The sequence below is a fragment of the Rhodococcus aetherivorans genome (genome assembly GCF_011058165.1).
GTDB lineage: Bacteria > Actinomycetota > Actinomycetes > Mycobacteriales > Mycobacteriaceae > Rhodococcus > Rhodococcus aetherivorans.
On the sequence record NZ_JAALEG010000053.1, the window covers coordinates 1 to 23,657 of the forward strand.

General features: G+C 71.7%; 22 protein-coding genes and 1 riboswitch. Of the genes, 14 read left to right on the forward strand and 8 right to left on the reverse strand.

The annotated features are described in order from the left end of the window. From G6039_RS19200 to G6039_RS19220, 5 genes are all read left to right on the forward strand, one after another. On the forward strand, positions 1 to 575 hold a 575-nt coding region (locus tag G6039_RS19200; protein WP_277606674.1), incomplete at its 5' end, for a 4-hydroxyphenylacetate 3-hydroxylase C-terminal domain-containing protein. 19 nt (positions 576 to 594) lie between these two features. Beyond that, on the forward strand, positions 595 to 1,443 hold the full coding sequence (gene catA / locus G6039_RS19205) for a catechol 1,2-dioxygenase (protein ID WP_043803397.1): 849 nt from the start codon (positions 595 to 597) through the stop codon (positions 1,441 to 1,443). Positions 1,444 to 1,523: 80 nt separating this feature from the next. Continuing rightward, complete coding sequence (gene pta, locus G6039_RS19210; RefSeq protein ID WP_006938193.1) at positions 1,524 to 3,608, forward strand: phosphate acetyltransferase; 2,085 nt, start codon at positions 1,524 to 1,526, stop codon at positions 3,606 to 3,608. After that, complete coding sequence (locus G6039_RS19215) at positions 3,605 to 4,804, forward strand: acetate kinase (protein WP_006938194.1); 1,200 nt, start codon at positions 3,605 to 3,607, stop codon at positions 4,802 to 4,804. Before pta ends, G6039_RS19215 begins: the two co-directional genes overlap by 4 nt. Positions 4,805 to 4,950: 146 nt before the next feature. Then, on the forward strand, positions 4,951 to 5,820 hold the full coding sequence (locus tag G6039_RS19220; protein WP_043803359.1) for a DUF559 domain-containing protein: 870 nt from the start codon (positions 4,951 to 4,953) through the stop codon (positions 5,818 to 5,820). A gap of 81 nt (positions 5,821 to 5,901) precedes the next feature. On the opposite strand, the gene G6039_RS19225 is transcribed toward G6039_RS19220, so the two are convergent. The 3 genes from G6039_RS19225 to G6039_RS19235 are packed head-to-tail and all read right to left on the reverse strand — an operon-like array spanning position 5,902 to position 10,561. Then, a complete protein-coding gene (locus tag G6039_RS19225; RefSeq protein WP_006938196.1) occupies positions 5,902 to 8,229 on the reverse strand; it encodes a serine/threonine-protein kinase in 2,328 nt (775 codons plus the stop codon). Between the two features lie 8 nt (positions 8,230 to 8,237). Further along, on the reverse strand, positions 8,238 to 9,203 hold the full coding sequence (locus G6039_RS19230) for a glutamate ABC transporter substrate-binding protein (RefSeq protein ID WP_029545345.1): 966 nt from the start codon (positions 9,201 to 9,203) through the stop codon (positions 8,238 to 8,240). Beyond that, the gene (locus tag G6039_RS19235) at positions 9,200 to 10,561 is read right to left on the reverse strand and encodes a hypothetical protein (protein WP_006938198.1); all 1,362 of its coding nucleotides are present in this window, start codon (positions 10,559 to 10,561) and stop codon (positions 9,200 to 9,202) included. The genes G6039_RS19230 and G6039_RS19235 overlap by 4 nt, the downstream gene beginning before the upstream one ends. A 128-nt stretch (positions 10,562 to 10,689) precedes the next feature. Between G6039_RS19235 and G6039_RS19240 the strand changes: the two genes are divergently transcribed. Continuing rightward, positions 10,690 to 11,541 (forward strand): NUDIX hydrolase, encoded by an 852-nt coding sequence (locus G6039_RS19240; RefSeq protein ID WP_006938212.1) that lies wholly within the window; start codon positions 10,690 to 10,692, stop codon positions 11,539 to 11,541. 65 nt (positions 11,542 to 11,606) lie between these two features. On the opposite strand, the gene thiE is transcribed toward G6039_RS19240, so the two are convergent. Next, positions 11,607 to 12,296 carry a thiamine phosphate synthase gene (gene thiE / locus G6039_RS19245; protein WP_006938213.1) on the reverse strand — a complete coding sequence of 230 codons (690 nt, stop codon included), beginning with the start codon at positions 12,294 to 12,296 and terminating at the stop codon, positions 11,607 to 11,609. Positions 12,297 to 12,322: 26 nt separating this feature from the next. Beyond that, positions 12,323 to 12,435: riboswitch (TPP riboswitch) on the forward strand. Between thiE and thiO the strand changes: the two genes are divergently transcribed. From thiO to thiG, 3 genes are all read left to right on the forward strand, one after another. Then, positions 12,435 to 13,499, forward strand: coding sequence for a glycine oxidase ThiO (thiO, locus tag G6039_RS19250; RefSeq protein ID WP_006938214.1), 1,065 nt, complete (start codon positions 12,435 to 12,437; stop codon positions 13,497 to 13,499). Its footprint overlaps the riboswitch before it by 1 nt. Continuing rightward, complete coding sequence (gene thiS, locus G6039_RS19255; protein ID WP_029545344.1) at positions 13,496 to 13,711, forward strand: sulfur carrier protein ThiS; 216 nt, start codon at positions 13,496 to 13,498, stop codon at positions 13,709 to 13,711. The genes thiO and thiS overlap by 4 nt, the downstream gene beginning before the upstream one ends. Continuing rightward, the gene (gene thiG, locus G6039_RS19260; protein ID WP_006938216.1) at positions 13,704 to 14,498 is read left to right on the forward strand and encodes a thiazole synthase; all 795 of its coding nucleotides are present in this window, start codon (positions 13,704 to 13,706) and stop codon (positions 14,496 to 14,498) included. Before thiS ends, thiG begins: the two co-directional genes overlap by 8 nt. Before the next feature lie 79 nt (positions 14,499 to 14,577). On the opposite strand, the gene G6039_RS19265 is transcribed toward thiG, so the two are convergent. Then, positions 14,578 to 15,459 (reverse strand): dihydrodipicolinate synthase family protein, encoded by an 882-nt coding sequence (locus G6039_RS19265; protein WP_043803353.1) that lies wholly within the window; start codon positions 15,457 to 15,459, stop codon positions 14,578 to 14,580. Between the two features lie 65 nt (positions 15,460 to 15,524). Continuing rightward, positions 15,525 to 16,310 carry an aldolase gene (locus tag G6039_RS19270; RefSeq protein WP_006938218.1) on the reverse strand — a complete coding sequence of 262 codons (786 nt, stop codon included), beginning with the start codon at positions 16,308 to 16,310 and terminating at the stop codon, positions 15,525 to 15,527. Positions 16,311 to 16,458: 148 nt separating this feature from the next. Between G6039_RS19270 and G6039_RS19275 the strand changes: the two genes are divergently transcribed. The 5 genes from G6039_RS19275 to G6039_RS19295 all read left to right on the forward strand — a co-directional run bounded on the left by G6039_RS19275 (position 16,459) and on the right by G6039_RS19295 (position 21,102). Continuing rightward, positions 16,459 to 16,980 (forward strand): helix-turn-helix domain-containing protein, encoded by a 522-nt coding sequence (locus tag G6039_RS19275; protein WP_006938219.1) that lies wholly within the window; start codon positions 16,459 to 16,461, stop codon positions 16,978 to 16,980. Between the two features lie 71 nt (positions 16,981 to 17,051). Further along, on the forward strand, positions 17,052 to 17,996 hold the full coding sequence (locus G6039_RS19280; protein ID WP_006938220.1) for an ABC transporter ATP-binding protein: 945 nt from the start codon (positions 17,052 to 17,054) through the stop codon (positions 17,994 to 17,996). Beyond that, entirely contained in the window at positions 17,993 to 18,805 is an 813-nt protein-coding gene (locus tag G6039_RS19285) for an ABC transporter permease (RefSeq protein WP_152104019.1), read from the forward strand. Before G6039_RS19280 ends, G6039_RS19285 begins: the two co-directional genes overlap by 4 nt. A 13-nt stretch (positions 18,806 to 18,818) precedes the next feature. After that, the gene (locus G6039_RS19290) at positions 18,819 to 20,279 is read left to right on the forward strand and encodes a M28 family peptidase (protein ID WP_196813337.1); all 1,461 of its coding nucleotides are present in this window, start codon (positions 18,819 to 18,821) and stop codon (positions 20,277 to 20,279) included. Further along, on the forward strand, positions 20,272 to 21,102 hold the full coding sequence (locus G6039_RS19295; RefSeq protein WP_029545340.1) for an adenylate/guanylate cyclase domain-containing protein: 831 nt from the start codon (positions 20,272 to 20,274) through the stop codon (positions 21,100 to 21,102). The genes G6039_RS19290 and G6039_RS19295 overlap by 8 nt, the downstream gene beginning before the upstream one ends. Here the strand turns inward: G6039_RS19295 and thiD are convergent. Beyond that, positions 21,074 to 21,916 (reverse strand): bifunctional hydroxymethylpyrimidine kinase/phosphomethylpyrimidine kinase, encoded by an 843-nt coding sequence (gene thiD, locus G6039_RS19300; protein WP_006938226.1) that lies wholly within the window; start codon positions 21,914 to 21,916, stop codon positions 21,074 to 21,076. The two genes, G6039_RS19295 and thiD, sit on opposite strands and share 29 nt — an antisense overlap. Then, positions 21,913 to 23,529: a phosphomethylpyrimidine synthase ThiC gene (gene thiC / locus G6039_RS19305; protein ID WP_006938227.1), complete on the reverse strand. Its 1,617-nt coding sequence runs from the start codon at positions 23,527 to 23,529 to the stop codon at positions 21,913 to 21,915. The genes thiD and thiC overlap by 4 nt, the downstream gene beginning before the upstream one ends. Between the last annotated feature and the right edge of the window lie 128 nt (positions 23,530 to 23,657).

Sequence of the window (23,657 nt, forward strand, 5' to 3'; positions counted from 1 at the left end):
GCGCCGGCGGTTTCCGCGGCGTGCAGACCCGCGTCGGGGAGGTCATCGGCTGGCGCAACCTGTTCTGGTCGCTCACCGAGTCGATGGCCCGCGACCCCGAGCCGTGGATCGGCGACACCGTCATCCCCAAGCTCGAGTACGGCCTGACCTACCGGATGTTCGCGATGCAGGGCTACCCGCGCATCAAGGAGATCATCGAGCAGGACGTCGCGTCCGGCCTGATCTACCTTCCCTCGTCGGCGGCGGACTTCAAGAATCCCGAGGTGCGCCCCTACCTGGACAAGTACGTCCGCGGCTCCGACGGCATCACCGCCGTGGACCGGGTCAAGGTCATGAAGGCCCTGTGGGACTCGATCGGCTCCGAGTTCGGTGGCCGCCACGAACTGTACGAGCGGAACTACGCCGGCAACCACGAGAACGTCAAGGCCGAGCTGCTGTTCGCCGCAGAAGGCCGTGGGGACGTGTCCGCCATGAAGGGCCTGGCCGAGCAGTTCATGAGCGAGTACGACCTCGACGGCTGGACCGTGCCCGACCTCGTCGGCAACGACGACGTGTCCCATTTCCGCCGTGCCTGACCACTTCCCGGGAGACACCATGACCATCACCGAAAACCCCACCGCTGCCGCATCCGGCACCGCCGCCACCGACAAGTTCAAGGGCGAACGCTGCACCGCCGACACCTCACCGGAGCGTCTGTCCGCCATCGCGACCGAAGCCCTCGCGGGATTCGGCGCGCTCATCCGGAAACATGCCGTCACCTACGACGAGTACCGCGTGCTCAAGCAGTGGCTCATCGACGTGGGCGAGGGCGGCGAGTGGCCGCTGCTGCTGGACGTGTTCGTCGAGCACGAGATCGAGGACGTCAACTCCCGGAGGTTCCGCGGCACCAAGGGCAGCATCGAGGGGCCGTACTACGTTCCGGGCGCACCGGAACTACCGGCGCAGTGCACACTCCCGATGCGCGACGAGGATCGCGTCCACCCCCCGCTGGTCCTGCGCGGACAGGTCGCCGACCTCGACGGCCGGGGCCTCGGCGGGGCCCGGATCGAGATCTGGCACGCCGACGACGAAGGCTACTACTCCCAGTTCGCCCCGCACCTTCCGCAATGGAATCTGCGCGGCACCGTCGTCGCCGACGCCGAGGGCCGCTACGACATCACCACCATCGAGCCGGCTCCGTATCAGATCCCCACCGACGGGCCCACCGGACAGTTCATCGAGGCAGCCGGATGGCACCCGTGGCGCCCGGCGCACCTGCACCTGCGGGTGACCGCACCCGGCAGGCAGCCGATCATCACCCAGCTGTACTTCGCCGGTGGTGAGTGGCTCGACGACGACGTCGCGACCGCGACGAAACCGGAACTTGTCCTCGAACCACAGGTCGACGACGCCGGCCGCAAGGTGGCCACGTACGACTTCGCGCTCGACCCGCTCGCGGACTGACGCGGCTGCGCCGCCGGTGCGTCTTTTGGGTTGCTCCCACCGCCCAAAGGACGCACCGGCGCAGCGTTAGGGTGTGAGCCATGAGCGCCGCCGCCGAGTCCGTGTCGAGTATCTACATCGCTGCGCCGGAGGGCGACACCGGCAAGTCCACCGTCGCGCTCGGCCTGCTCCAGGCGCTGTGTGCCTCCGCCGCCCGGGTCGGCGTCTTCCGCCCCATCGCCCGCTCCGACGGCGACACCGACTACATCCTCGAACTGCTCCTCGAACGCATCACCGTCGACCTCGACTACGACGAGTGCGTCGGCGCCACCTACGACGACGTGCATGCCGATCCCGAGGCCGCCCTCAGCGAGATCGTCGTCAAGTACCACGCCGTCGCGGACCGGTGCGACGCCGTCGTCATCGTCGGCAGCGACTACACCGAGATCGCCAACCCCAGCGAGCTCGGCTACAACGCGCGCATCGCCGCGAATCTCGACGCGCCCGTTCTGCTCGTGTTGCGCGGCTCCCGGCGCACCCCCGACGAGGTGGCGCAACTGACCAGCGTGTGCACGGCCGAACTCGCCGCCCAGCACGCCCACCTGACCGGAATCGTCGTCAACCGCTGTCCCTCCGACCGGCTCGACGAGATCGCCGCGGCCGTCGGGGACCGGGGTGTGCCGCTGTGGACGCTGCCGGAGGTGCCGATCCTCGTCGCGCCGACCATGGGCGAACTGCTGACCGCGATCGACGGCGAACTCTACAGCGGCGATCCCGAGCTGCTGCACCGCGAGGCGCTGCGCGTCATGGTCGGCGGCATGACCGCCGAACACATCCTCGAACGCATCACCGAGGGGGTCGTGGTGATCGCCCCCGCCGACCGCTCCGACGTGCTCCTCGCCCTTGTGAATGCCAATGCCGCCGAAGGATTTCCGTCGCTGGCCGGCATCATCATGAACGGTGGGCTCCTGCCGCACCCGGCGATGGCGCAACTCGTCGCCGGACTCAGGCCCAGCCTGCCGATCCTGACGACCACCCTGGGGACGTTCGACACCGCGTCGGCCGCCGACCGGACGCGCGGCCGCATGGCGCTCGGCGCGCACCGCAAGATCGACACCGCCGTCGCGCTGATGGAACAGCACGTGGACACGGATCGGTTGCTGAGCCGCCTCGACGTGCCCCGGCCGTCCGTCACGACCCCGCAGATGTTCGAGTACCAGCTCATCGACTGGGCCCGCCGTCAGCGCCGGCACATCGTGCTGCCCGAAGGCGACGACGACCGGATCCTGCGCGCGGCGGGCCGCGTCCTGCAACGCAAGATCGCCGACCTGACGATCCTCGGCGACGAGACGCAGGTGCGGCGCCGGGCGGCCGAACTCGGGGTGGACCTGAGTGCGGCGACCGTGCTGGATCCCAGGTCGTCCGAACACGCCGAGCCGTTCGCCGAGGAGTATGCCCGGCTGCGTGCCCACAAGGGGATGACGATCGAACGCGCCCGCGAGATCATGAGCGACATTTCGTACTTCGGCACGATGATGGTGCACCTCGGCGTCGCCGACGGCATGGTCTCCGGTGCCGCGCACACCACCGCGCACACCATCCGGCCGTCCTTCGAGATCATCAAGACCGAACCCGGCGTGTCCACGGTGTCGAGCATCTTCCTCATGTGCCTGTCGGATCGGGTGCTCGCCTACGGTGACTGCGCAGTGGTGCCCGATCCCACCAGCGATCAGCTCGCCGACATCGCGATCTCCTCCGCCGCCACCGCCGCCCGCTTCGGCATCGAACCGCGCGTCGCGATGCTGTCCTACTCGACCGGCGAGTCCGGTTCGGGCGTCGACGTCGACAAGGTCCGCGCCGCCACCGCCCTGGTGCGCGAGCGCCGGCCGGACCTGCCGGTGGAGGGACCGATCCAGTACGACGCCGCGATCGAACCGTCGGTGGCCAGCGCCAAGCTTCCCGACTCGGAGGTCGCCGGCCGGGCGACCGTGTTCATCTTCCCGGACCTCAACACCGGCAACAACACCTACAAGGCCGTGCAGCGCAGCGCCGGAGCCGTGGCCGTCGGTCCGGTCCTGCAGGGCCTGCGCAAGCCCGTCAACGACCTGTCGCGTGGGGCGCTGATCCAGGACATCGTGAACACGGTGGCGATCACCGCCATCCAGGCGCAGGAGGCCGGCGAATGAGCTCCCAGACGGACGGCACCGTGCTGGTGCTCAACTCCGGCTCGTCGTCGATCAAGTTCCAGCTCGTCCACCCCGAGACCGGAGACTCGGTGGCGCACGGGCTCATCGAGCGGATCGGTGAGCCCGAGGGCAGGGTCGTGTTCCACCACACCACCGGCACCGAGGAACACGTCGGTCCCATCGAGAACCACCGCGCCGGACTGCGGATCGTCCTCGACTGGGTGGAGGCGCTGGGCCGCCCCCTGCGCGAGGCCGGCATCATCGCCGTCGGCCATCGCCTCGTACACGGCGGCGAGGTGTTCCACGAGCCGACCCTCGTCGACGACGACGTGGTGCGCACCGTGAAGGAACTGGCCGTTCTTGCGCCGCTGCACAATCCGGCGAACGTCATCGGCATGGAGGTCGCGCGGGAGGAGCTGCCCGGCATTCCGCACGTCGGGGTGTTCGACACCGCGTTCTTCCACGCCCTGCCCGCCGCGGCCGCCACCTACGCGATCGACCGGGACGTCGCCCGGGCGCACGGCATCCGGCGGTACGGCTTCCACGGGACGTCGCACCAGTACGTGTCCGAGCGCGCCGCCCGGTTCCTCGGACGTGAACTGTCGGAACTGAACCAGATCGTGCTGCACCTCGGCAACGGTGCGTCGGCCTCCGCGATCGCCGGCGGCCGGCCCGTCGACACGTCCATGGGGTTGACCCCGCTCGAAGGACTCGTCATGGGAACCCGGTGCGGCGACATCGATCCCGGCGTGCTGCTGCACCTCAACCGCAGCGCCGGGATGGACGTCGATTCCATCGACGATCTGCTCAACCGGCGCTCCGGGCTCAAGGGCCTCTCAGGGGTCAACGACTTCCGCGCCCTGCTGCGGCTCGTCGCCGAGGGCTCCGAGGACGCGAAGCTCGCCTACGACGTCTACGTGCACCGCCTGCGCAAGTACCTCGGCGCGTATCTCGTCGAACTGGGCGGCGTCGACGTCGTCGTGTTCACCGGCGGGGTGGGAGAGAACAACGTCGACGTCCGCCGGGACGCCCTCGCCGGCCTCGAGCGTCTCGGCATCGCCGTCGACGAGACCCGCAACGCCGCCTCCGCACGCGGCGAGCGGCGCATCTCGGCGGACACGTCGCAGGTGGAGATCCTCGTGATCCCGACCAACGAGGAGCTCGCCATCGCGCGCGCGGCCGCGGCGCTGGTGTAGGCCGAAGGGGGCGAGGGCGCGACATCGTACAGGTGCCACTCCCGAAGGCCGCCCCCTCGAGGTGGTACCTGTGGACAGCTCCGAGTTGTCCACAGAGTGGCGTGAGCGGGCTTTCCCGGCCGCGGCGCGACCAGCATGCTGCGCGCATGACTTTCTCCGGTCGACCCTTCCTCGGCACGGAAGCTGTGGCTTCGGGCCGGGTCACTGCTCACGATCTGCGCTGCCGGTTCGATCGCATCCATCGCAATGTGTACGTATCGAAGGGCACCGTGCTCGACGCGGTCGGCCGTGCGCACGCGTCGTGGCTGTGGTCGGGACGGAAAGGCGTACTTGCCGGCATGTCGGCCGCGGCGGTGCACGGCACCAGATGGATCGACGACGAAGTGCCCCCAGAGTTGGCGTTCGGTGCTCACGTGCGGGCGCCCAAGGCAATCCTCGTGCGGAAGGCCGACCTGGCCGCACACGAGGTGTGCACGATCGGCGGCTTGATTGTCACGACCCCGGCACGCACCGCGTTCGATCTCGGTCGCGCGCTCGTCTTCGACCACGCCGTGGAAACCCTGGACGCCCTGTGCAACGCCACGGGGTTGCCGGTGACGGACGTATTCGACGTGGCGGCAAGTCGCGGAGCCGCCAGGGGCGTGGCACAGCTCCGGCGCGTGCTGGCCGTCGTCGACGGTGGAGCCGAGTCTCCACCCGAAACGCGAACTCGCCTCCTGCTCGTTCGACACGGGCTGCCTGCGCCCGAAACGCAGCTGATCATCCGAGACGGCTCCGGACGATTCCTGGCGAGAGCGGACATGGGATGGGGACGGTGGAAGGTGATCGTCGAATACGACGGCGAGCACCACTGGACCGACCGGCGGCAGCGAGCGCGGGACATCGATCGATATGCGGTCCTCGAGGAGAACGGTTGGAGAGTTGTGCGGGTGGGCGCCGTGCTCCTCAGGGAACGGCCGCACATCGTTGTCGAACGTGTCCGCCGAGCTTTGGACGCGGCTGGTGCCCGTTGGTGACGCGCGAGGGGGCGGTTGTCGGGAGTGCTACTCGCCCGATGTCTTCATAACGACCCCTTCAACGTTCGGCGCGGAGACGGGCTACAGGATGCTGCGGGGGCGGATGGCGTTGGCCAGGTCGACGAGGGTGTAGCGGTGCGTGCGGGCGGGGGCGTTGCGGGCGAGGGCGCGCAGGCCGGACTCGGTGCCGGCGCGAAGTCCCTTCTCGGTGAAGGGGACGTCGAGGATCGGGTCGAGTTCGCGGCGGGCGGAGTGGCCGGCGCGCACCCAGTCGAGTGCCGTCGACAGCACCAGGGTGCGCATCTGCAGGAACCGGCTCTCGTCGGGCGACAACGTCCCCACCCGGCGCGCGGCCTCGCGCAGGTCGGCTTCCTCGAGTTCGTCGATCGGCCTGTCGTGCAACAGGATCAGCACCGTGGTCATGCGGGCGACGGCGTGGTGCCGGGAACTCGCGGGTACCTGGTCGAGCGCCGCGATCGCACCGGCCCGGTCGCCGCGGCGGGTGAGCTGCCGGGCGAGGCCGAACGCCGCGCTGACCACGTTGTGGTCGGTGCGCCACACGGTGCGGTAGTAGTTCTCGCAGAATCGGCGCCAGGCCTCGGGATCGTCGCTCTCCCAGTGCTGCAGGATGAGTTCCGCGGTTGCGGCGAGCGCCAGCTTGGGTGCGGTCTCGCCGGGCATCGCCGCGAGTACCTTCTCGAATCTGCCGAAGGAGGACTCGAATTCGCCGTTGACGAGTTCGGCCAGTCCGGCATACCAGTCGATGCGCCAGTCCGCGCCGAGGTCGCGTTCGAGCTTGCGCAGGATCTCCGCGGCGCGGGTGCCGTGGCCCAGGTCGAGATGGGCGCGCACCTCCGCGAGGGTGATCTCGCGGGAGAACGAGACGTCCGCGGTGCCGACGACGCGTTCGAGCCCGTTGTCGCGCGCGTGCCGCAGCGAGTCGAGGGTCTGCTGGGGCTCGCTGTGCACCGCGGCGGCGAGCAGCGCGGCGCTCGGATCGTTGGGGTCGAGCAGCGGCACCGGCAGCGCCGCCGCCACGTCGCGGGCCGAGAGGTTCTCGTCCCGCGCGACGCCGTCGACGATCGAATCCGTGCGTCCGACGGCCTCGTCCGTCCCGAACGTCGTCCGCTGGCGGCTGAAGACCGACGACAGGCCGGGATGCTCCTCGCCGGTCTGCTGCGACAGGATCTCCCGCAGGACCCCCGTCAGCTGGCTCGCCATCTCGTCGGCCGACCGGAACCGCTGCTGCGGATCGGCGTCGGTCGCCCGCAGCAGCAGCCGGTGGTACGACTCGTACTCCGCCAGCAGCGGTGCCTTCTCGGGGGTGGGCAGGCCGTCGGCCAGGCGGCCCTGCTGCCACGGCATGTCGAGGGTGAGCACGGCCAGGGTCCGGCCGACGGTGTAGATGTCGGTGGCGACGGTCGGGCCCGTGCGCACGATCTCCGGGGCCTGGTAGCCGGGCGTGCCGTACAGGTAGCCGTAGTCCTCGACGCCGGTGACGGCCCCGAGGTCGATGAGCTTGAGCTGCTCCTCGGTGACCATGATGTTCTCGGGCTTGAGGTCGTTGTAGACGAGTCCGATCGAGTGCAGGTAGCTCAGCGCCGGCATGATCTCGAGGACGTACGCGATGGCCTGTTCGACGGGCATCCGGGCCGGCTCGGGACAGCTGTCGAGCACCTCGCGCAGCGAATGCCCGCCCACGTATTCCATGACGATGTAGCCCATCGGGGTGCCGTCCGGGCGCGGGTGCTCGATGAAGTTGAAGATCTTCACGATGCTCGGGTGCGTCACCTCGGCGAGGAACTGCTTCTCGGCGACGGCGACGGCCTGCGCCTCGGCGTCGCCCGAGTGCAGCAGGCCCTTGAGCACGACCCACCGGTCGCTGACGTTCCGGTCGACGGCGAGGTAGATCCAGCCCAGCCCGCCGTGCGCGAGGCAGCCCTGCACCTCGTACTGCCCGCCGACGATGGCGCCGGGCGGCAGCATCGGGACGAACTCGAACGGGGTGCCGCACGAGGGACAGCGCCCGGAGGTGGGGCCCGGTCCGTTCGGCGTGCTGCGGCCGACCGGCTTGCCGCACTTCCAGCAGAACCGCTTGCCCTCGGCCACGTGCGGATCCGGGAGCACCACGGAGGCCGGGTCGACGGGTGCGGGGACCGGGATGTCCACGAGCCCGGCGAGGCGCCGCCGCGAGGGCACGCGCGGCCGGGACCGCCGCGACGACCGCTGCGACGGGACGCTGCCCCGGGAGGGGGCGCTGCGCTGGGCGGCGGGTGCGGTTTCCGGCGGGGCGCTGCGCTGCGTCGCGGGTCCCGTCTCCGGCGCGGCGCTGCGCTCGGTGGCGGGCCCGCCGTCCGGCGGGGCACTGCGCTGCGTCGCCGCGCCCGGGTCGTGTTCGGTGTCGGACATGCGGCCTCTCAGTCCACGTACGTCGGGGTCGGCGGCGCCGGGGCGGGTCCGAGGACGAGGAGCCAGCGGTTGTAGAGCTGCGTCCACGTCCCGTCGCGACGGATCCGCTCGAGGGTGCCGTTGACGAACCGCACCAGGTCCTCGCGGCCCTTGGCGATGCCGATGCCGTACGGCTCGCTGCCGATCGACGTCCCGACCAGCTCGAGGTACGGATCCTGCGAGGCGAGGCCGGCGAGGATCGTGTCGTCGGTGCTCACCGCGTCCACCTGACGCTGCTGCAGCACCACGAGGCAGTCCGCCCACGTCGGGACGGTGAGGATCGCCGCGGACGGCTGCAGCCGCCGGAGGCGGTCGAGCGACGTGGTTCCCTGCACGACACACACCCGCCGGCCCGCCAGGTCGGCGACGTCGCGGACGTCGGACCCCTTGACCACCAGGACGCGCTGCTGGGCCCGGAAGTAGACGGTGGAGAAGTCGACCCGTTCGCGGCGGGCACACGTGATCGTCATCGTCTTGGCGACGATGTCGACGGTGGAGTCCTGCAGCGCCTGCTCGCGGTCCGCGGAACTGAGGATCCGGAAGTCGAGCAGGTCCGGGCTGCCGAGCAGGTCCCGCGCGATCTCCCGCGCGACGTCCACGTCGAATCCGGTGATCCGGCCGGTCGCCGGATCCCGGAAGCTCATCAGGTTGCTGCCGGTGTCGAGCCCGACGACGAGCCGGCCGCGCGCCCGGATCGCGTCGAGGGTCGGTCCGGTCGTCGCGCCGTCGGGACGCAGACCGGCGGTGGGGTCGCCGCAGTCCGGTTCCGGGGGGACGGGCGCCGCACTGGGCGCGACGGTGGCGCGTTCCGGCAGGGGCGGCTCTGTGTAGGACGGGTCCGGGTCGGCGAGGATCTCCGGCGGTGAGGTCGCGCAGCCGCCCGTGAATGCGGCGACGGCGACGACCGTCGCGGCGACGAGACGACGCACGTTCACCGGTACTCCCGCAGGCGCGGCCACAGCCCGACGACGATGCCGAGCAGCGCCAGCCCCGTCAACGCCGTCGTGGCGGGGGCGAGCGCGGACAGGGTCTGCGCGGCGCGGTCCTCGTTGCCGCGCAGTTCGGCGCGGGCGAGGTCGATGCCGCGTTCGAGGGCGCGGTCGAGGGTGGCGAACTGGGCGACGGCCTCGTCGGGACCGGGACCGGTCGCGAGGATCGCGGCGGCCGGGAAGTCCCCGCGGTCGAGCGCGGCCTGCATGCGATTGTGCGACGCCAGCCATGCGGTGCGTGCCTCGGCGGCACGCACGGCGGGATCGGTGACGATCTCCACCTCCTCGCCGGACGCATACCCGGCGAGCAGCTCGCCGAGCCGGGACATGCTCTGGTCGAACGTCGCGTCGTACTCGCCGGTGGCGTCGCGGCGCACGAGCTGCAGGGTCTCCGCGGTGCGTGCCTGCTGCGCGAGGATGCGGCTGTCGGTGAACACCCCGAGCGGCTCGGCCCCGTGCACGATCGCCCGCTCGGTCGCGCTCGACGAGATCAGTCCGGCCACGAGCAACCAGCACAGCAGGATTCCCGTCGCCGCGATCGACAGCAGCAGACCGGGATTGAGGGTGCGACGGCTGATCCGGGAGATGATGACGTGCACCGCGGTGAGCGCGACGACCGTCACCAGCAGCAGACCGATCGACGTCCACGGTGGCTGCACCGACGCGCGCTGCGTCGACGAGACCGCCGAGACGCTCTGCGTGTACAGCTCCTGCGCCATCGGCAGCAGCGCCGACTGCATCAGGTTCGACGCCTCGCCGAGATAGGCGGCACCCACCGGGTTGCCGACGCGGTTGTTCGCCCGCGCCGTCTCGACCAGGCCCGTGTACACGGTGAGGCGTTCGGCGATGCCGGACAGCAGCCGGGTGCCCGCACGGTCGCCGGTGGGAATCCCGCCGGCGGCGGCGACGAGCTGGGCGGACGCCTCGCCGACGGCCTGGGCGTAGCGGTCGCGGACCTCCTTCGGCTCGATGCCGCCGGAGATGAAGCCGGTGGCGGCCGCCGCGTCCGCGACCGACAGTGCGCTGTAGAGGTTCTGTGCGGCATCGGCGAGCGGTTCGGTGGTGGCGAGCAACCGATCGTGGGTGGCCTTGCGGCCGGTGACCGTCTGGCCCGCCGCGACCCCGGAGACGAGGAGGAGCACGGCGAGCAGCACACCGAGGGTGACGAGCTTGGCGGGGGTGGAGCGCAGCAGGTCGCGCACCTCGTCGGAGGGGCCGGCGTGGGCGGTCGCGGCGGCCGGCACGTCGTTACGCTGGAGGCGACTCCCCACCGCACCGAGCGTGGGGGTCACGCGCACGTCCACGAGAGCACCCCTTCCGATGTGGCACTGTGTGTGGCGAGCATATAAGCAGTAACGGGATGTTGTTGCCGTCCGAGGACGGTGGACGCCCGGCTCGCGGTCGGCGGTCGGGCGGCAGGGAGGCGGACGCGATGCGAGGTGACGGGGACGGCTGGGCCGTGGGACCCGACGGTGATCGCCGGTGGGGCAGATTCGGCGCGGCCGGACTGCTGCTGCGCGCGCCGCTGCCCGACGGCACGCCGGCCGTGTTGCTGCAGCACCGCGCGGCGTGGAGCCATCAGGGCGGCACGTGGGCGCTACCCGGCGGCGCCCGCGACAGCGACGAGAGTCCCGTCGCCGCGGCCGTGCGGGAAGCGAACGAGGAGACCGGGATCGACCCGGCGGCGCTGAGCGTGCGCACCGAGCGGGTCACCTCCGGGGTGGCCGGGGGGTGGACGTACACGACGGTCGTCGCGGACACCCCGAGCCCGATGGAGACGACCCTCAACGGGGAGAGCACCGAACTGCGCTGGGTGCCGGAGGCCGACGTCGAGACCATGCCGCTGCACACCGGGTTCGCGGCGGCCTGGCCGGACCTGCGGACCCGTGCGGTGCGGATGCTGCTCGACACCGCCAACGTCCTCGGGTCGCGGCCGACAGGCTGGTGGCGTGACCGCCCGGGCGCCACCGCACGACTGCTCGCGGAGCTGGCGGAGGCATTGCCCCGCACCGTCGAGCTGCCCGACGGGTGTTTCGGCTGGGTGAGCCGCATCGAGGCGGTCCTCGAGGGGCAGGCCCGCGCGGCGGTGATCCACGACGACCGGACCCCGGTGCACACCGCCGTCGGCAGCGGGGACGACGAGCTGGCCTCCCTGGCGACGGGCACGTCGGCCGTGCTGGACCAGGTGCTCACCGTGGTGGTGACGGCCGACCGGGGACTGCGCGCCCGGCTGCCCGGGGACGTGCCGACCCTGTCGCCGTCGACGGTCCTGGGCTGGCTCTAGCGGACTGCCGGCCGGCGGGCCGGCTCCAGCGGACTGCCGGACGGCTGGCCGGCTCCAGCGGACGGTCAGCCGGGCAGCGCGGCTTTCAGCGCCGCCGCCGCGGCCCGCGGATTCGGTGCCGCGGTGATGGCCCGGACCACCGCGATGCGGGTGGCGCCGGCGGCGAGCACCTCGGGCAGCCGCTCGGCGTCGATGCCGCCGATCGCGAACCACGGCCGCTGCGGCTGCGACCGGGCCACCTCCCGCAGTACCTCGAGTCCCGCCGGGGTGCGCCCCGGCTTGGTGGGGGTGGACCACACCGGCCCGTGGGCGAAGTAGTCGACGCCCTCCTCGATGTCGGACAGGCTCGCCTGCGCGCGGCTGCCGGTGGACCGGCCGATCACGATCTCCTCGCCGAGGATCTGCCGGGCGTACCGCACCGGCAGGTCGCCCTGACCCAGGTGCAGGATGTCGGCGCCCGCGGCGAGCGCGATGTCGGCACGGTCGTTGACGGCCAGCAGCGCACCGTGCCGGCGGCACGCCGCCGCCAGCACCTCGAGTGCCGCGAGTTCCTCGCGGGCCTCGAGCGGGCCGAACTTCTTCTCGCCCGCCGAACCCTTGTCGCGGAGCTGGACGATGTCGACTCCGCCCGCGAGCGCCTCCTCCGCGAATCGGGCCAGGTCTCCGGTGTCGCGACGGGCGTCGGTGCACAGGTAGAGCCGGGCCTGCGCGAGGCGTTCCCGGGGGGCGGGATGGTTGCCGCGGTAGGTAGTCACGGCGAAGACGGTAGTCTCTGCACTGAACGAATCGACACGGGAGTCCCGGGGATCGCGGGGCTGAGAGGGGGCCTGCCGGCCCCGACCGTCAGCACCTGAACCGGATCATGCCGGCGCAGGGAGTGAGGTGGACGAACTGTGGGAACCGTATCCGTCGTCGGCGGAGGCGTGATCGGGCTGTCGATCGCGTGGCGCGCGGCCCGTGCCGGCTGGACCGTGACCGTGCACGACCCGTCCCCGGGGGCGGGGGCGTCGTGGGTGGCCGGCGGGATGCTGGCACCGTTGTCGGAGGGCTGGCCGGGGGAGGAACACGTCCTCGAACTGGGCGCGGCGTCGCTGGCCCGCTGGCCGGAGTTCGGCGCCGAGCTGTTGCGGGAGACCGGACTGGACCTGTTCACCGCCGACGCGTCGCTGACCGTCGCGCTGGACGCGGCCGACGCGGCCGATCTGCGCACGATCGCCGAGTGGGTCTCGGCTCAGGGGCACGAGATGCGCGTGCTCGGTCGCGCCGAGGTGCGCGAGCTCGAGCCGTCGCTGGGGCCGCGCATCCGCCTGGGCCTGCTGGCCCCGGACGAGCTGGCCGTGGACAACCGGATCCTCGTCGATGCGCTGCGGCGGGCCGTCGCCGAGGCCGGTGTGGCCTTCGTCGATGTGCCGGTGCGCGACGTCGCGGACCTGGACGCCGACCGGGTGGTGCTCGCGGCGGGCGCGGCGTCGGCCCGCCTGTGGCCGGGCTTGCCGGTGCGGCCGGTCAAGGGGGAGATCCTGCGGTTGCGGACCCGCCCGGGTGCGGCGCCCGCCCCGCACCGGACGGTCCGCGGCAGTGTGCACGGCCGGCCGGCATACCTGGTGCCGCGCGCGGACGGCCTCGTCGTGGGCGCGACCCAGTACGAGGCCGACGACACGCAGGTCACCGTCGCGGGGGTGCGGGACCTGATCGCCGACGCCGAGGCGCTGTTCCCGGCGATCGGCGAGTACGAACTGCACGAGGCGAGCGCCGGGCTGCGGCCCATGAGCCCGGACAATCTGCCGCTCATCGGCCGGCTGTCCGAACGGGTGATCGCCGCGACCGGGCATGGCCGCAACGGGGTGCTGCTGACCCCGGTCACCGCGGACGCGGTGGTCGCGGAGCTCGCGGACGAACCCCTCGCTGTCTCGAAACATGCTGATCCACAACGATTCTCGAAGGGGAAAAGGTCATGAACGGTGCGCCGACGGTGGGTGTCACGGTCAACGGGGAGGAGCGCTGGTTCGCGCAGGCGCCGACGATGGCCGAACTGCTCAGTGAACTCGGTCTGCCCGACAAGGGCGTCGCCGTCGCCGTGGACGGTGCCGTGTTCCCGCGGGGGCGCTGGTCCGAACGCGTCGAAAAGGGCTGGCAGATCGAGGTTCTCACGGCGGTGCAGGGTGGCTGAGCACAACACCGGCCGCGACCCCGGCCACGACCTGCCGCCGCTGACGATCGCCGGGCGGACCTTCTCGTCGCGGCTCATCACCGGCACCGGTGGGGCCGCCAACCTCGCGGTGCTCGAGGAGGCGCTCGTCGCCTCCGGCACCGAGCTGACCACCGTGGCGATGCGCCGCGTGGACGCGGCGTCCGGGACCGGCGTGCTCGATCTGCTGCGCCGCCTCGGCATCGCGCCGCTGCCCAACACCGCCGGCTGCCGCGGCGCCGCCGAGGCGGTGCTCACCGCCCGACTCGGGCGCGAGGCCCTCGGGACGGACTGGGTCAAGCTCGAGGTCATCGCCGACGAACGCACCCTGCTGCCCGACGCGATCGAACTCGTCTCCGCCGCCGAGCAGCTCGTCGACGACGGGTTCGTCGTGCTGCCCTACACCACGGACGATCCGGTGCTGGCGCGACGGCTCGAGGACGTCGGCTGCGCCGCCGTGATGCCGCTCGGCTCGCCGATCGGGACCGGACTGGGCATCGCCAACCCGCACCACATCGAGATGATCGTCGAGGCCGCCGGGGTGCCGGTGATCCTCGACGCCGGCATCGGCACCGCCTCGGACGCCGCGCTCGCGATGGAACTCGGGTGCGACGCGGTGCTGCTGGCGACCGCGGTGACGCGGGCGAAGGACCCGGCGCTCATGGCGTCGGCGATGCGGCACGCCGTCGAGGCGGGCTTCCGGGCCCGGCACGCGGGCCGCATCCCGAAGCGGTTCTGGGCGCAGGCCTCCTCGCCGCTCGAACCGTAGGGCGACCCGAGGGAACGGTGACCGGGTGGTCGCTCGACGTGCGTGTGGTGCCGCACGGGCCGCGGCACCACACGCGCCGTCAGGCGGCGGAGAGCAGCCGTGCGAGGGTGGCTCTTCCCTCGGGTTCGAGGGGCAGCAGCGGCGCTCGGGGATCCCCGACGTCCGAGCCGAGGATGCCGAGGCCCGCCTTGATCGTGGTGGGGAGGCCGCCGGCGACGATGAACTCGAGCAGGGGCCGCAGTTCGGCGTACAGGGCCTGAGCGCGGGCGAGGTCGCCGTCCTCGACGGCCGTGTACAGCGCGAGACACGGCTCGGGCCGCAGGCACGGCGCGGCGGTGCACCAGCCGGACGCCCCGGCCCTCAGCGCCTCGAGCACGAGCGGGTTGCTGCCGTTGTAGAACGGCAGGCGGCCCTCGCTGAGCTCGGCGATGCGCTGCATCCGGGACAGATCGCCGGTGGACTCCTTGACCATGGTGAGGTTGTCGATGGTGTCGAACATCGACACCAGCAGTTCCGGGCTCATGTCGATGCCGCTGGTGGCGGGGTTGTTGTACGCCATGACGGGAAGGTCGATCGCCGCACCGACGGCGGCGTAGTGGCAGGCGATCTCGCGATCGGTGAGCTTCCAGTACGACACGGGGAGCACCATGACGGCCGAGGCGCCCGCCGTCTGCGCGCGACGGGCCCGGCGGACGGTGTTCGCCGTCGTCAGGTCGGACACTCCGACGACGACGGGGACGCGGCCGGCGACGGCGGCGATCGTGGTGTCGAGAACGGTGTCGAACTCCTTCTCGGTGAGATAGGCGCTCTCGCCGGTACTGCCGAGTGGGGCGACGGCGTGCACACCGTCCCCGACGAGGCGGTCGACGAGCGCGGTGAGCGCGCCGGTGTCGACCGTCGCATCGGCGCCGGAGGTGAACGGGGTGATCGGGTAGGCGATGATGCCTTCCAGTGTGGTCAAGGCAGAGAATCCTTTTCGTCTCGTGAAAGCGGGGGCGAGCAACCTCGCCGAGTGCCGGTGGGCGCTCAGCCGGCGATCGCGTCCGGGTGCCGGGCCAGGGCGCGACGTGCGTAGTAGGCGAAGTTGGCCTGGCTGCGTTTCGGGGTGAGGGTCCAGTCGTGCGCCTCTCGCGCGAGCCGGTCCGGAAGTTCGGCGATCGTGCCGGCCGCCATGGCGGCGAGTTGCAGCTCGGCGCCGCGTTCGATCAGCACGGCGAGCGAGCACGCCTCCTCGATGCCGGCCCCGGCGACGACGTGGCCGTGGTGGGCCAGGAGGATCGCCTTCTTCGAGCCGAGCGCGGCAGTGATGATCTCGCCTTCCTCGTTGCCGACCGGCACGCCGGGCCAGGCGGGGAGGAAGGCGCAGTCGTCGTAGAGCGGCGCGATGTCCATCTGGGACACCACGAGCGGGACTTCGAGCATGGACAGTGCGGCGACGTGGAACGGATGGGTGTGGACGATGCACTGCACGTCGGGGCGCGCGCGGTAGATCCAGCTGTGGAACCGGTTGGCGGGATTGGCCATCCCGGAGCCGTCGAGAACCTGGAGATCCTCGTCGACCAACAGCAGGTTGTCCTCGGTGATCTCGTCGAACCCGAGGCCCAGCTGCTGGGTGTAGTAGGTCCCCGGTTCTTCGGCGCGGGCGGTGATCTGGCCCGCCAGGCCGGAGTCGTGCCCGGCGTCGAACAGGATTCGGCAGGTCAGGGCGAGCTTCTGGCGCGTCGTCCAGCCGGACTCCGCAAGGTGGGTCCGCATGCGGGCCTGGGCCTGGTGCATCAACTCCGCTTTCGTAGCGGTGAACGTCCCGGACATCGATCGGCCTCCTCGATCTCGACTGTGGTGGACACGAGGGAGACTATAGGACACTTTGTGTCATGTACAGCTACTTTCGTCGGGAGAGCCCTCGACAGGACACTTTGTAGACTCGCCGTGTGAGGGGTGACGACGGAAGGACGGGGCCGTGACCGCGCTGGTGCGAGCGTTACGCAAGGAGCGGGGGCTCACGCTCGAGGCCCTCGCGGCGCAGACCGGGTTGACCAAGAGCTACCTGTCCAAGATCGAGCGCGAGCGCAGCACACCGTCGATCGCGGTGGCGATGAGGATCGCCCGCGCCCTCGACGTCGACGTCGGGCAGCTGTTCGCGGACGACGCGTCGCGTTCGCGGATGACGATCGAGCGCGCCCCCGCCCGGGCCGGGGCGGACCGCTACCACCCCGTCGCCGCGGGAATGCTGGGGAAAGCGATGTCCCCGTTCGTCGTCCGGCCCGGACGCGACTTCGCCGACGACCCGCACCCCGAGCACAGCGGCCAGGAGTTCGTGTTCGTCGTCTCCGGATCGATCGAACTCGACCACGGGGGGACGATCGTCACCCTGGACGCCGGCGACTGCGCCTACTTCGACGCCTCCCTCGATCATCGGCTCCGCAGCACCGGCCCGGTGGACGCCGAGGTCCTCGTCGTCGCATGCAACGACAACCACTGATCGAGACGCCTGCAGGACCGTAGGGCGACCCCGCGCGGCGCGATCCGCCCGAATCGGGCAGGCTGTGGGTCATGATCGAAGTGACCGGACTGACGAAGACCTTCGGTTCCACCGTCGCCGTCGACGATGTGACGTTCACGGTCCGGCCGGGGATCGTCACCGGATTCCTCGGCCCCAACGGCGCCGGGAAATCCACGACGATGCGGATGATCCTCGGCCTCGACCGGCCCACCGCCGGGACCGCGCTGATCGACGGCGTCCCCTACCGGCAGCTGAAGCGGCCGCTGCGGACCGTCGGTGCGCTGCTCGACGCGCGCTGGGTACACCCGAACCGGTCGGCGCGGGCACACCTGCGCTGGCTCGCCGCGTCCAACGGCCTGCCGAACTCGCGGGTCGAGGAGGTGCTCGCGCTCGTCGGCCTGACCGAGGTGGCCGACAAGCGCGCGGGCGGTTTCTCGCTCGGCATGTCGCAGCGGCTCGGACTGGCCGGTGCCCTGCTCGGCGACCCGAAGGTGCTGCTGTTCGACGAGCCCGTCAACGGCCTCGACCCCGAGGGCATCGTGTGGATCCGGCGGTTCATGCAGGCCCTCGCGACGGAGGGCCGCACCGTGCTCGTGTCGAGCCACCTGCTGTCGGAGATGGCGCAGACCGCCGACCACCTGCTGGTGATCGGCCGGGGCCGGCTCATCGCGGACACGTCCGTCGCGGAGTTCGTCGAGCGGGCGTCGGAGGCGACGGTGCGGGTGCGCAGCCCACAGCTCGACACGCTGCGGACGGCACTGACCGGGCAGGGCCACACCGTCCGGGACGACGAGGGCGCGCTGATCGTCAGCGGCGTCACCACCGCGCAGGTGGGTGAGGTCGCAGCTGCGCACTCGGTGGTGCTGCACGAGTTGGCGGGCCAGAACGCGTCGCTCGAGGAGGCGTTCATGAAACTGACCGGAGACGACGTGCAGTACCAGGGAGCCGTGGCCGGGGGCCCGGCTGTGCAGCCGATGAAGGGGGAGCTGCGATGAGCGTGGCCGTGGACAACGCCGGCACGACGAGCGTGGTCGTGGACACCGTCAAGGCGGAACGGATCAAACTGACCTCCACCCAGTCGCCGTGGTGGTGCACCGTCGTGATCGTCGCGCTGGGCCTCGGCCTCGCGGCGATCCTCGGCGCCGCGTCCAAGGCGAGCATGTCCGTCGACGAGGAGGTCGGCCGGTTCTACCCGACCGTCGACGTCGCGGTCAGCGGCGTCGCCGGCTTCGGCGTGCTCGTGCTGATGATCCTCGCGGCGCTGTCGGTGACCAGCGAGTACCGGTTCGGGGTCATCCGTACCACGTTCCAGGCCATGCCGAACCGCAGCGCCGTCCTCGTCGTCAAGGCGCTGCTGATCGGGGTGTTCGGCGCGGTACTGACCGGCGTGCTGGCCCTCGCCTCGTTCTATCTCGCCAAGGCCCTCGCCGGCCCGGAGGCCGGGCGGGACCTGGTGCTCGAGGGCGACGATGCGTGGCGGTCGATCTACGGCGTCGCGATCTACGCGCTGCTGTGCGCGGTGCTCGCCGTCGCGGTGGGGGCGCTGTTGCGCCAGTCCGCCGGCACCATCGCGCTGCTGCTGCTGCTGTGGCCGCTGCTGATCGAGTCGCTGTTCGCGCTGTTCGGTTCGTTCGGCCGGCAGGTGCAGCCCTTCCTGCCGTTCGCCAATGCCAACCACTTCCTCGGCAGCGAGCAGGGCATCGACTTCCACTGGGGGCCGTGGGGTTCGCTGGTGTACTTCGCGGTGTTCGTCGCCGTGGTGTTCGCGGCCGCGCTGGTCGTGGTGAACCGGCGCGACGCGTGAGTATTCTCGGCGGATGAACCGGGGAGCGCGGGTACGGGCCGGGGGCGCCGTCGCGGCGATCGTGCTGCTGGTGGCGGCATGTTCGGACGAGCCGCTGGCGCCGCCGCCGGTGGACCCGGCCGCGCTGGCGGGGGCCGTGGGAATCGACGCGGTGGTCGGCCACCTCACGGAACTCGAACGCATCGCCACCGAGCACGACGGCAACCGCGCCGTGGGCACCGCCGGCTACGACGCGAGCGTCGACTACGTCGCCGGCCGGTTGCGCGACGCGGGATTCGACGTGCAGACCCCGGAGTTCGACGTCCGCAGTTTCGACGTGGAGACCGAGACCCTGACCGTCGCCGGCGCGCCGGTGCCGGTCCGGGCCCTCGAGTTCTCGCCGTCCACCGGTCCGGACGGACTCACCGCCCGGCTCGTGCCGGTGCCCGCCGACGACACGCCCGGGTGCGAGGCCTCCGACTACGACGGTCTCGACGTCTCCGGCGCCGTCGTGCTCGTCACGCGCGGGGTGTGCCCGTTCTTCGTCAAGCAGCAGGTCGCGGCCGAACGCGGTGCGGCGGCGCTCCTCGTCGCCAACAACGAGGACGGTGCGCTCGCCGGCGCCACCCTCGGCGAGGAGGGCAACGACCTCGTGCCCGCCGCGGGGATCAGCGGCGCCGACGGCCGCGCGCTCGCCGCCGCACCCACCACGGTGACCCTCGTCCTCGACACCCGCGTCGACAGCGTGCGCTCGCGCAACGTGCTCGCGCAGACCACCACGGGCTCGACCGACGACGTGGTCGTCGTCGGCGCCCACCTCGACAGCGTCCCGGAGGGACCGGGCATCAACGACAACGGCACCGGCGTCGCCGCGGTGCTCGAGACGGCCCTGCAGCTCGGCAGCGACCCGGGTGTCACCAACGCGGTGCGGTTCGCGTTCTGGGGCGCCGAGGAGGTCGGGCTGGTCGGCTCCACCGACTATGTGGCCTCCCTGGACGACGCCGCCCGCGAGGACATCGCCCTGTACCTGAACTTCGACATGCTCGGGTCGCCGAATCCCGGCTACCTCGTCTACGACGGCGACGACTCCGACGCGGTGGGCGCCGGACCGGGACCGGAAGGCTCGGCCGGCATCGAGCGCACCTTCCTGGGCTACCTGACGTCGCGGGGCGTCGCCGCGGACGGCACCGACTTCGACGGCCGCTCCGACTACGGGCCGTTCGTCGACGCGGGCATCCCCTCCGGGGGCGTGTTCTCAGGTGCCGACGACCGCAAGACCCCGGAGCAGGCGGGCAAGTGGGGCGGCACCGGCGACGCGCCGTTCGACCCGAACTACCACAGCCCGCAGGACACGCTCGCCAACATCGACCGGGCCGCGCTCGCCGTCGCCGCCTCGGCCGTCGGGTACGGGGTGGGCACGTATGCGCGGACCGTCACGGGACCGGACGGGGTTCCCGTCGGGCCGCAGCGCGCCGAGGTCCGCTCCGATGGATGAGACGCCGGCCCCGGGCTTCGGTCGTCGCCTCGCGGACCGGTTCTCGGCCGTGGACCGGCGGCCCGAGCTGGTCCGGCTGGCCCGGCGGCTGCGACGCGCGCTCCCCGGCGATCCCGGGTTCGGCGATCCGCTGTCCACCGCCGGGACCAGCGGGCCGCAGGCCGTCGCCCGGCTGGCCGGACGGTGGCGCGACGTCGACGAACCGAGCGCGGTGCACGAACTCGGATTCGGCGTGCTGCAGGCCTGGCAGGCGCTGCTCGAACGCGCCGGCGCCGGCCGCGGCGACCGGGAGGTCACCGTGGTCTTCACCGACCTCGTGGGGTTCTCGACGTGGTCCCTCGCCGCGGGCGACGTCGCCACCCTCGACCTGCTGCGGCGCGTCGCCCGGACGCTGGAGCCGGCGTTCACGGACCGCGGCGGCACCGTCGTCAAGCGGCTCGGCGACGGTCTGATGGTGGTGTTCGACCGGCCGGAACGGGCGCTGGACGCGATCTTCGCGGCCCGCGCCGCCCTGACGGCGGTGACCGCGGACGGCTACCGGCCGCGGATCCGGGTCGGCGCGCACACCGGTCGGCCCCGGCGGATCGGCAGCGACTGGCTGGGCGTCGACGTCACCGTCGCGGCCCGCATGATGGAGCTCGCCGGGAACGGGCACGTGGTGGTGTCCTCCGCGACGCTCGACGCACTGCCGGCCGGTGCCGTCGACACGCTCGGCCTCGAGGTGCGCCCGCACCGGCGCGGGCTGTTCGCGTCGGCCCCCAAGGGTGTACCGCCCGAACTCGGGATCTGGCGGATCAGGACTGCAGTCGCCACAGGGGGTTGACCGGGCCGTGCCCGGCGCCGAGGTCGTACGACCACTCCAGGCACCGGGTGACCCACTCCTTGCCGAACTCCACGGCCTCGGGCACCGACCACCCGTGGGCGAGGGCCGACGCGATCGCCGCGGCGAGCGTGTCGCCGCCGCCGTGATCGTTGCCGGTGTCGATGCGGGGGCTGGTGAACTCGAGGAACCGGTCCCCGTCGAACAGCAGGTCGGTGCTGACGTCGGAGGTGCGCAGGTGCCCGCCCTTGACGATCGCCCACTGCGCGCCGAGGCCGTGCAGCGCCTCGGCGGCGCGTCGCGCGGAGGCGTCGTCGACCACCTCGATGCCGGTGATCAGCCGCACCTCGTCGAGGTTCGGCGTGACCACCGTGGCCTGCGGTATCAGGGTGTGCCGCACCGCGTCGAGAGCCTCCGCGTGCAGCAGGGGATCGCCGTGCATCGACGCGCACACCGGGTCGACCACGAGCGGCACCGGCCGATCGCGGCCGATGCCGACCTCCGCGCACACCGCGGCGACCGCCTCGATGATCCCGGTGGAGGCGAGCATGCCGGTCTTGGCGCCCGAGACCCCGATGTCCTCCACCACGCACCGCACCTGCGCGGCCACCGTCTCGGGCGGGATCTCGTGAAAGCCGCTGACGCCCACGGAGTTCTGCACGGTCACGGCCGCGACGGCGACGCAGGCGTGCACGCCGCACATCGCCATGGTGCGCGAGTCGGCCTGGATGCCGGCCCCGCCACCCGAGTCGGTTCCGGCGATGGTGAGGGCACGGACCGGGGTTCGGCCCTTCGGGGCCAGGGGCAGCAGCTTCACGGCTGCGACCCTACCGATTCGATCGGGACGTAGACCTGGCCACCCGCGCCGGCGAATTCGGCGGCCTTGCCGGCCAGCCCGGCCCGCACGTCCGCGGAGATCCGCATCGAGCAGAACTTCGGGCCGCACATCGAGCAGAAGTGGGCCTTCTTGGCCGGCTCCGCCGGCAGCGTCTCGTCGTGGAACGCGCGGGCGGTGTCCGGGTCGAGGGACAACGCGAACTGGTCGTGCCACCGGAACTCGAACCGGGCGCGGGAGAGCGCGTCGTCGCGTTCCCGGGCGCGCGGGTGGCCCTTGGCGAGATCCGCCGCGTGGGCGGCGATCCTGTACGCGATCACCCCGGTCTTGACGTCGTCCCGATCGGGCAGGCCCAGGTGCTCCTTCGGCGTGACGTAGCAGAGCATCGCGGTGCCGGCCCGGGCGATCATCGCGGCGCCGATCGCCGAGGTGATGTGGTCGTAGGCGGGAGCGATGTCGGTGGTGAGCGGCCCGAGGGTGTAGAAGGGGGCCTCCTCGCACAGCTCCTCCTCGAGCCGCACGTTCTCCTCGATCAGGTGCATCGGCACGTGTCCGGGACCCTCGATCAGCACCTGGACGCCGTGCGACTTCGCGACGCGGGTGAGTTCCCCGAGCGTGCGCAGCTCGGCGAACTGGGCGGCGTCGTTGGCGTCGGCGACGGAGCCGGGACGCAGGCCGTCGCCGAGGGAGATCGTCACGTCGTAGCGCTGCAGGATCTCGCACAGCTCGGCGAAGTGTGTGTACAGGAACGACTCCCGATGGTGCGCCAGGCACCATGCGGCCATGATGGCGCCGCCGCGCGAGACGATGCCGGTCACCCGGTGCGCGGTGAGCGGGATGTGCCGCAGCAGCACCCCGGCGTGGACGGTCATGTAGTCGACGCCCTGCTCGCACTGTTCGATCACGGTGTCGCGGTACATCTCCCAGGTCAGCGCGGCCGGATCGCCACCGGCCTGCTCGACGGCCTGGTAGATCGGCACCGTGCCGACGGGCACCGGCGAGTTGCGCAGGATCCACTCGCGGGTCTCGTGGATGCGCGGGCCGGTGGACAGGTCCATGACGGTGTCGGCCCCCCACCGGGTCGCCCACACCATCTTGTCGACCTCCTCGGCGATCGAGGAGGTCACCGCGCTGTTGCCGATGTTCGCGTTGACCTTCACCCCGAACGCCTTGCCGATGACCATCGGCTCGAGCTCGGGGTGGCGGTGGTTCGCCGGGATCACGGCCCGGCCGGCGGCGACCTCGGCGCGGACCGTCTCGGCGGGTACGCCCTCCCGGGCGGCGCAATAGCGCATCTCCGGGGTGACGACGCCCGCACGGGCGGCGGCGAGCTGCGTGCCCGGGTGCCGCGGCCACCCGGCCCGCAGTGCCGGCAGGCCCGCGGCCAGGTCGACCACGACGTCGGACTCGGTGTACGGCCCGGACGTGTCGTACAGGTCGTGGTGCTCGCCGGTGGTCAGGTGGACCCGGCGTACCGGGACCGACATCCCCGGTTCCCCGGGCACGGCGACGTAGTGCTTGGTGCTGCCCTCGATGGGGCCGGTGGTGACGGCGCCCGCGCCGGACGCGGACGAGCCGGATACAGCTGTGCTCACGAGATGATCTCCCTACGCCGGAATTACCCGGTCAGGTTCTACGGTCGACGGCCCCGAGCCGTCCTCTCAGCCCGCTGGTGCGAGCTCCCGTGTGGTTGCGATGTGCGGTGCCACCATAGCGCAGCACC